General features: G+C 60.9%; 7 protein-coding genes and 1 pseudogene. 4 read left to right on the top strand and 4 right to left on the bottom strand.

Translation table 11 applies throughout. The features are described 5' to 3' along the window. Positions 1–325: pseudogene (locus NW855_RS01915) on the top strand (hypothetical protein); the annotation flags it as partial. Positions 326–371: 46 nt separating this feature from the next. On the opposite strand, the gene NW855_RS01910 reads toward NW855_RS01915, so the two are convergent. After that, positions 372–596: a DUF2555 domain-containing protein gene (locus NW855_RS01910; RefSeq protein ID WP_083759181.1), complete on the bottom strand. Its 225-nt coding sequence runs from the start codon at positions 594–596 to the stop codon at positions 372–374. Positions 597–708: 112 nt separating this feature from the next. Then, positions 709–1,059, bottom strand: coding sequence for a hypothetical protein (locus NW855_RS01905; RefSeq protein WP_011431494.1), 351 nt, complete (start codon positions 1,057–1,059; stop codon positions 709–711). Positions 1,060–1,285: 226 nt separating this feature from the next. Between NW855_RS01905 and gltX the strand changes: the two genes are divergently transcribed. Both gltX and NW855_RS01895 read left to right on the top strand, forming a co-directional pair. Beyond that, positions 1,286–2,725, top strand: coding sequence for a glutamate--tRNA ligase (gene gltX, locus NW855_RS01900; RefSeq protein ID WP_099813302.1), 1,440 nt, complete (start codon positions 1,286–1,288; stop codon positions 2,723–2,725). 40 nt (positions 2,726–2,765) lie between these two features. Next, positions 2,766–5,903 (top strand): GAF domain-containing sensor histidine kinase, encoded by a 3,138-nt coding sequence (locus tag NW855_RS01895; protein ID WP_143596985.1) that lies wholly within the window; start codon positions 2,766–2,768, stop codon positions 5,901–5,903. Between the two features lie 182 nt (positions 5,904–6,085). Here the strand turns inward: NW855_RS01895 and NW855_RS01890 are convergent, their stop codons facing one another. Continuing rightward, positions 6,086–6,730, bottom strand: a complete 645-nt coding sequence (locus NW855_RS01890) for a class I SAM-dependent methyltransferase (RefSeq protein ID WP_099813303.1) — start codon at positions 6,728–6,730, stop codon at positions 6,086–6,088. A gap of 118 nt (positions 6,731–6,848) precedes the next feature. Between NW855_RS01890 and NW855_RS01885 the strand changes: the two genes are divergently transcribed. Next, positions 6,849–7,064, top strand: a complete 216-nt coding sequence (locus NW855_RS01885; protein WP_011431490.1) for a hypothetical protein — start codon at positions 6,849–6,851, stop codon at positions 7,062–7,064. Between the two features lie 23 nt (positions 7,065–7,087). Here the strand turns inward: NW855_RS01885 and NW855_RS01880 are convergent, their stop codons facing one another. Beyond that, the gene (locus NW855_RS01880) at positions 7,088–7,942 is read right to left on the bottom strand and encodes an ABC transporter permease (protein ID WP_011431489.1); all 855 of its coding nucleotides are present in this window, start codon (positions 7,940–7,942) and stop codon (positions 7,088–7,090) included. Positions 7,943–8,158 lie beyond the last annotated feature (216 nt).

The raw sequence follows: 8,158 nt of genomic DNA, 5'->3' as shown, positions 1-8,158 counted from the left end.
TCGCAGCCGGGAAATTGAGCAGCTGCGCCAGGCCATTCGGGAAAGCTATGAGCAAAACGTGGCTCAAGCGCAAGGCTTGAGAGACTTACAGGAAGTTGTCCGTGAGACCCGCTCGGACTTAGCACACTTGGCCGAATGGGCCGAGGAAGTAACTCAAGCTCTCATCACTCTCACTGCATTGCAACAAGAGCACGAACGCGCTATCCAGGCCATCAACCAGCGTCAGATCGAGAATGACCAGAGGTTTAACGTTCTCCTCGAAGAAGTGCGCTATCTTATTCGCAGACAGGGGCTAGATGGAAGCTCTTCTCCCCCTTCTGGTTGAGGAGGGGGATCCCTTCTAAGCAAAGCTCAGAGCTACAAGGACAGCTCTAGTCTTCATCCACTTCCCACTCCAACAGATGGGCATAAGGAGCCACCAGCTCGGGAGAGTAAAAGGCAATGGCCCGCAGGGTGTGCCAATCCTCCAGGCAGTCGAACACGTTGGGGTACTCGTTGCGCTCCAGACGCTCCGCAATGGCCGCCACATCGGCTGCAGTGAACTGGCGGGGATCCATGCCCTTGGGGAGGGCTTCTACTTTGGATCGGGCAGACATAGGCAGCCTGAACACGCTACAAGCCGATCTTAGCCTCTCGGCCCGACGCCCCCTGGCCGAAACCACGAATTTGTAGAGGTTCTACACAATGCAGGCTGGGTATCTGCCTTGCCTAGCGGAGGAGCTCGGCGTCCAAAACAGGCTCTGTCTGGGTAACGCGGTAATAGCCAGCCTGGGTGCGGACCGAGGCTTGGTAGGGGCTGGGCAAATCCAGCGAGCGCAAGGGCGGGATGTTGGTGCGCTGGTTCAGCAAAGTGGTGAAGAAGGCGGTGGTTCGCCGGGCCTGGGAGCGCACTACCTCTTCAGGGAAAACCACCGGATCCGCATCTCTGCCCCTATCCAGCAGGATCGCATCCAGGGCATCCCCCACCGGGTAAGAAGGATAGGCAATTTGGGCAAAAACAGCCCCCGCCGGGATCCCGGCGGCTAGACAGCCCAGAACAATCGCCAGGGTTAGACGCATGTGCTGTAGTTCCTCCTACGCTACTGTAGTTCGTTCCTCAACACCGGAAAAAGCAGAAGCTGGGCGTTGCCCACCAACCTTGACCCCCGGGGAGCCTACCTCTTGACCGGCAGCTAAGGCGGATTCTACCCGAAAGACTTCGGTTGACAACGGTTGCAGCCCCCAACATGACACGGGATCCCCCTGCCGACTAGGATCGGGATGCACTGTTTGAGAACCGTTGCCTGTGAGTGTTCGCGTTCGCCTTGCCCCTAGCCCAACTGGCAACTTGCACATCGGCACCGCCCGGACGGCGGTGTTTAACTGGCTCTACGCTCGCCGCCACGGTGGCCAGTTCATTTTGCGCATCGAAGACACCGACCGCGAGCGCTCTTCCCCCCGCTACACCCGCAACATCTTAGCAGGGCTAGCCTGGCTGGGACTGGATTGGGATGAGGGGCCCATCTACCAGTCCAACCGCATCGCGCGCTACCAAGCGGTGGTGCAGCAGCTTTTGGACCAGGGGCTGGCTTACCGCTGCTATGTCAGCGAGGTGGAGCTAGAAGCAATGCGCGCTGCGCAGAAGGCCGCCGGCAAGGCTCCCCGCTACGATAACCGCCACCGCTTTCTCACTGAGGAGCAGCGACGGGCCTATGAAGCCGAGGGTCGGCAGCCGGTGATCCGTTTCAAGATCGAGGAGCCCCTGGAGGTGTCGTGGGTGGATCTTATCCGCGGCCCCATTACCTGGAACACCCAGGATTTGGGGGGAGACATGGTGATCGCGCGGGCGGATGGCTACCCTCTCTACAACCTGGCAGTGGTGGTGGACGACATCGACATGGGCATCACCCATGTCATCCGTGGCGAAGACCATATCGGCAACACGCCTAAGCAGATCTTGCTCTACCGCGCTCTGGGTCATGAACCGCCGCAGTTTGCCCATTCTCCCCTGATCCTGAATCCAGAAGGGAAGAAGCTCTCCAAGCGGGATGGGGCGACCTCGGTGGCGGAGTTTCAGCAGATGGGCTTCTTGCCGGAAGCTCTCAAGAATTACTTGGCTTTGCTCAGTTGGTCGCCTCCCGATGGGGAAGAGATCTTCTCGTTGGAAAAGGCGGCTACGATGTTTGACTTCGACCGGGTCAACCGGGCTGCCGCTCGTTTTGATTGGGACAAGCTCAACTGGATCAACAGCCAGTACATCAAGCAGCTCTCCCCGGCAGAATTGGTGGAGCGGCTGACACCCTTTTGGCAGGCGGCGGGGTTTGACCTGGGATCCGTGCCGGATCCCACTTGGCTGGAAGAGGTGGCCTGCCTAATCGCCGAGGGCATCGACCGCCTGACGGAGGCTCCTCCCCTGAGCCGCTTTTTGTTTCAAGAGCCCCTCAGCTACTCGTTGCCGGCTCTGGAACAGTTGCGCCTGCCGGGGGTGGCGGAAGCGATGGCCGCCATGGCCACCACGTTGGCTGCTGCTGAGTTGCCCCAGCCAGTTTCCGCGGACAGCCTAAAACCGCTGGTGGAAGAGGTGGCCAAAAGCCAGGGGATGAAAAAGGGCCTGCTGCTGAAAAGCTTGCGGGCCGCCCTGACAGGGGATCTGCAGGGGCCGGATTTGATGGCCTCTTTTGCGCTGTTGCAGCGGCGGGGCTGGGCTTTGGGGCGGCTGGAGGCGGTGCAGAAGGTGGTTGCCTGAGTTCAGGCTGTTGGAGTTGACTTTTCTATTGCTTGCTGCTATGCCTTTGCAGGCTTTTGTCGATCCGGATTCCACTTTCTTGATCCAGCTTCAGGCTGCCAACCAAATCGTTCAGGAACTGGTGCTGCTCTCTTCGCAAGAGGCTTCAGAAGCGGCGGAGCCGGAGGTGTGGGAGCAAGGCCTGCTCAAGTTGGCTCAAACCCTAGTGCACCAGATGGTGAGCCGCCTGGGCGTGGCCTCCGCTCGCCTCTGGTTTTTCGACCCGCAAGAGGGTTGCTTTCGGTCGGTGGCCCATGCTGGCCTGCTCAGCCCTGCCCACGCCCAAATTGAGCGAATCTACCCCGATGACAGCCCTATGGGGCGTGTGGTCCAGCAAGGGTTGCCCCTCTTGAGCAACAACCCGGATCAAGAGGTCTGGATGCCTGCCCCGGAGTGGGTGAGGGCCAATGGCCTGCGGGGCTTTGTCGCCTACCCAATTAACCGCGGGGAGGAGCGGCTGGGCGCTTTGGCTCTGCTGAGCCGGACACCCTTGGAGGCCAGCTTTGTAGAAGTAGTGAAGTTTCTTTGTTCCTATACGGCCAGCGCCATTATCAATGCCAAGCTGCTGGAGCGCAGCCGCCGACAGGCGGTGCGGGAGGCGTTGCTCAACCGCATCACCAGCACTGTCCACCGCTTTCTGCAGTGGGATCAAATCGTCAGCACTGCCCTGAAGGAGCTGCAGCACGCCTTTCTCTCGAAAGGGGTGAAGGGGCTGAGCCGCTGTTGTTTTTACAGTATCAACCCGGATCAGGAGACGGTTCAGGTCACCCACGAGGCCCTAAGCCCTGGGCTGGCCCCGTCCCTGGGGCAGGTGTACCGGATCCAAGACTTTGGCTCGCTGTGCGAGCGGTTGCAGGAGGGGCAGGTGGTGCAAATAGCCCTGCATATGCAGCCGGCTCAGGAACATCTGTTGCCGCCGCAGGGACTGGCCGCTTTCCAGGCGCTACAGGCTCGCTCGGCGGTGCTGATCCCGTTGCAAGCGGTGGGCTCAGCAGGAGCCGGGCTGGGGGAAGCCGGCGGCAGGGATCCGCAGACGGGCCGATCCGACTTGGCTGCTGCGCCAGGGGGGATGATCGGGCTGCTGGGGGTATACCTAACTACACCCCACCCCTGGCAGCCGGAGGAGATTGACCTGTTGCGCTCGGTGGCCTACCAACTGGCGATTGCCCTAACTCGTTCCAGCCTGTTTGAGCGGGCCCATCGGCAGGCGGAACGGCTGGCGCTGTTGCACTCGATCACAGCGGCAATTCGCTCCAGCCTGGAGCCCACCACTCTCTTCCACGCGATTACCCAGCAGATTGGTGCGGCTTTTCAGGCGGATGTGTGTATCTTGGCCCTTTGGCAGCCGGAACAGGAGATGCTGCATCCTGTGGGCATCTATGCGCCGGAGCTCACCCCTGCCGTGCGCGTGAGCGGGACGGAGCCCTTGCTGGATGCCCCGCTGACGGGATCCCTCCAGAAGCCCTGGCCGGAGCCGGGGATCCCGCCGGAATTGTCGGAAACGGTTCAGGCCAAGTTGCGCTTGGCAGCCAGCCTGCTGACCACCTTGAAGGAGCCGGTGGTGGTGCCGGATGACTTGAAGCCGCAGCGGCAGGGAAGCGGGCTGTTGTGGGTGCCTTTGTTTGCCTCTGACCAGCCGCAGCGACAACAGGAAGTGTTGGGGGGTATTGCCCTGCTGCGCTACCCTCACGGCGGATCCCCCTGGCAGCCGGAGGATCTGGAGTTGGCGGAAGCCGTGGCCGAGCAGGCGGGGATCGCCCTCCAACAGGCGCAACTTTACGAGCAAACCCGCATCTCGGCCCAGCGGGAAAGCTTGTTGCGCCAGGTCGCCCAGCGCCTCAGCGGCACCTATGATCCCCACCAAGTGGTAGAGATTGCCCTCGAGGGCATGGCGGAAGTTTTGCAGGTCGATCGCTGTACTTTTGTGGCGCCGCGGAGCGGCTATGGGCCGAGCGCCCAACAGCCTGCAGCGGCTCCAGAACCCCTCGCCATTCTTCAGGAATACCGCCGTCAGCCGGGGATCCCTTCCCAGGTGGGGCAGACGTTGACCCCTGAGCTGAGCCAGCTCATTTGGGTAAGTTGCTACACCCATCTGGACACGCTGCTGATCCCCGATGTCCAAACCTTTCCGCTGCCCCTTCCCACCCGCCAGACGCTGTTGCAGAAGGGCATCCGCTCCCTACTGTGTGTACCTCTGGTTACCGATGCCAACCAGATTGCGGGTGTGCTCTGCGCCTCCATTCCGCCCCTGGCGACGGCAGGCCGGAAGCCTCCAACTGCCGATACTGCCCCCGAAGCCGCCGGATTTGCCCCTGCAGATAGGGACTTGGTGGAAGCGCTGGCAGACATTGCGGCAGTGGCGCTGCAGCGGGCCTCCTTCTACGAGCAGGTTCGCCGTCAAGAGGCGACGGCAGCAGCCTTGCAAGGGCTGACCGAGGGGCGAGAGGCGGAAAGTCGTCGCCTGGCCGCCGATCTGCACGATCAGACCCTAGCGGATCTGGGAGCTCTGTCTCGTCAGATTCAGGAGCTCGCCGGCGATCCGACCCTCAGCCCTGCCGGCCAGGCTCAGCTACGCGTCATGAGCGTCCAACTGCAGGAGACCATGGCCGAGTTGCGGGGGATCGTCGAGGATCTGCAGCCGCTGGCCATGCGGGCTTTTAACCTGGGCCCGGCTCTGCGCAGCCTTCTGGAACGGGCGGCCCAGCGTTCTCCTCACCCGCTTCTCACCCGCTTCGACAACCGCGCCGATGGCCTGCTCTCCCGTCTCAGCCCTGCCTGCCAAAGCAACATCTTTCGGATCGTGCAGGAGGCGCTGAACAACATCGTCAAACACGCAGGGGCACGGCGCATCGACATCACCATTCAGCCCAAGGTTCAAGCCGGTAGCGGCGCAGAGGAGCCTTCTGTCAATCCCGAAGCCCCTTACACCCACCTGGAGCTGAAGATCATCGACGATGGCCGTGGCATGCCGGAGTTCAACGGTGGGATCGATCCCGATCAGAAACCTGGCCACGGCCATGGATTGCTCAACATGCGCTACCGAGCCGAGCTAATCGGGGCAACCATCACCTGGCGCAACCGCCGCTTGGGTAGCGGCACAGTGGTGGAGCTGCAGATCCCTTTGCCCCCCCCTTCCTAAGCTTGCCCGGAGAACCCCCGCAGAACCTCCTCGGGATGGCAGTTTGCCTCAGGGATCCAGTCTCGTCGCCTTTGCCCCCGTCGTTCGGCAGGGAGCAACCCGCCCCTCAAGGCCGGGGAACCGCAGCGGCATGCCGGTTGGAGTCCAGAAATGCAAGGGCGCCACGCGCAAGATGGATGGCCTCATGCCTCGGTTCGCCGACCGACCACAGCGTAAAAGGGATCCCCGCCGGCCAAAAGGGCAAGCCAACCCAGGGGAGCAGGCCGCTGGATCACCTCGACGATCTCGAATCCCGGCACCGACTCAAAATAGCGCTTGACCAGCTCCACCCGCTCTGCTTCCGAGCCATCCCGCCAGGCCTGGATGGCCTTCTGGAAAAACATGCGATTGGAGAAGCTGACAATGAAAAGGCCCTGGGGCTTGAGGATGCGATGCACCTCGGCAAACACCTGCTCCGGCTGCTGCAGGTATTGCACCGAAACCGCGTTCAGCGCTGCATCAAAAGTGCAGTCCGGGAAGGGCAGAAGCGGGTTTTGGTTGAGGTTCTGGACGAAGAAATGGTCAAGCCGGGGGTTGGCGGCCAGTTCCTGAGCATTCATCCCATGCCCTTCCACATGGGCAAAGTTCATCTCCGGCGGCAGGTGGGAAACCCAACTGCTCATTAGATCGAGAATGCGGCTCTGAGGCCGCAAATACTCGCGGTAGAGATCGGTGAGCTGGCCGATGAAGCCGGCATCCACATGGGTTACGAAGCGGGGATAGTCGTAAAAGAGGGCATCGTCGCTGGGATCCAACTTGGAGCGCTGCCAATCTTCAAGAACCGCCATGGCCAAAATCTGTTGCAAAGCTTAATCAAAGCTAACATTCTGGAACTCCCTCGAAGGGAGCAGGCGTGATAGCGTAGCAGGGCGACGGTGGCCATTTTCCGAGGGACTTCTTGCCGTGATGTCTGCCTCTTACGCTTCCGCTACAGCTCGCTCCTCTTCTGCCGCTGGCTTTGACCTGCGCGACTATGTAACCGAACTGCAGCTCCACATGGCCCTGCAGGCCCGCAGCCTCACCCCTCCTCTACATCTCTCGCCAGCAAAGGACAGCCCTCTGGCCCTGGTGCAGCAAGCGCAGGCAGAGCTAGAGAAGTCCGTCTCCCGCCAGTGGCTTTGAGGGGCACAGCCTGGGCAAAATGCTCAGGCCAAACTCTTGCGCAGCACCCCCTGCACCAGCAGCACTGACACCACCACAAACCCTGTCAAGAGCCCCAGGGATCCCGCCAGGGTGAGTTCGCCCCAGGGGGCCTGCAGCACCACATCGGCAAAGCTCCAGGTGCTGCTGCGATAGACGTGGCGAATCGGCTCGATGGCAAAGGTGAGCGGGTTGAGGCTGGCCACCCAGCGAAGCCAGGTGGGCATAAAGCTGAGGGGAGCCAAAGCGGTGCTGGAAAAGATCAGCGGCAGATTCACCAAAAAGATAAAGGCCAGCAACTGCTGGTGCCCCGGCATGGCAAAGGCCAGGCCCAAGCTCAGGGCGGTGAAACCCAAGACCAACAGGCCCACGATCAACGCCACCACCGCCAAGCCCGGCCCGTCCGGGATCCCGCCGCCGAGGACGTAGTCTGCCCCCACGATCACCGCCGTCTGCAGCAGCGCCAAGCTGACGATGAACAGGCTAGAGGCCAGCACAATGGAAAAGCGAGAGGTGAGGGGAGCCACCAGCAATCGGTTTAAAAATCCGAACTCCCGGTCGAAAATCACCGGCACACCGGCGTTCAAGGCCCCGCCAAAGGCCGTAAACACGATCACGCCTGCCCCCAAAAACTGGGTGTAGTTTTGTCCGGCCCCGAAAATGCCGGCAGGGGCATTCTGGAACAAGGCCCCGAACAAAATCAGCCAGAGCAGCGGCTGGATGATGCCGACCAGCAGGGTGGCGGGGCGACGCTGCAATTGGATAAACAAGCGGCGGGCGAGGGCAAAGGTCTCCTGCCAAAAGTCGGCTGTAAATAGAGGAATCGGGTTGGATTGGATGGGGGAAGCGGCAGAGGTCATACCAAGGCTCCTGCAATGTTGCGATCAATAATCATCAATGCAATCTTCAATCGATCAATCAATATCAATGGAACTTTGTACATATCAGCTTGTAATCAGTATGGCTCAATTGGGGAGTTAGGGATCGACGTGGGGAACCGTTGCATTGCTCTTGAAAATGAAGTTACAGCCTGTTAAGGGCTCAAGGGGTACAATAGCAGCACTTAGCAAACCAAC

This window comes from Synechococcus sp. RC10B2, assembly GCF_047502635.1.
The sequence above is the reverse complement of the archived record's forward strand: the minus strand, read 5'-3'. Positions and strand labels throughout refer to the sequence as shown.

Excerpts from the sequence above, each read along its gene's own strand:
- NW855_RS01910 (WP_083759181.1), bottom strand. The coding sequence starts at position 596 with ATGTCTGCCCGATCCAAAGTAGAAGCCCTCCCCAAGGGCATGGATCCC.
- NW855_RS01890 (WP_099813303.1), bottom strand. The coding sequence starts at position 6,730 with ATGGCGGTTCTTGAAGATTGGCAGCGCTCCAAGTTGGATCCCAGCGAC.
- NW855_RS01885 (WP_011431490.1), top strand. The coding sequence starts at position 6,849 with ATGTCTGCCTCTTACGCTTCCGCTACAGCTCGCTCCTCTTCTGCCGCT.
- NW855_RS01905 (WP_011431494.1), bottom strand. The coding sequence starts at position 1,059 with ATGCGTCTAACCCTGGCGATTGTTCTGGGCTGTCTAGCCGCCGGGATC.
- NW855_RS01895 (WP_143596985.1), top strand. The coding sequence starts at position 2,766 with ATGCCTTTGCAGGCTTTTGTCGATCCGGATTCCACTTTCTTGATCCAG.
- NW855_RS01880 (WP_011431489.1), bottom strand. The coding sequence starts at position 7,942 with ATGACCTCTGCCGCTTCCCCCATCCAATCCAACCCGATTCCTCTATTT.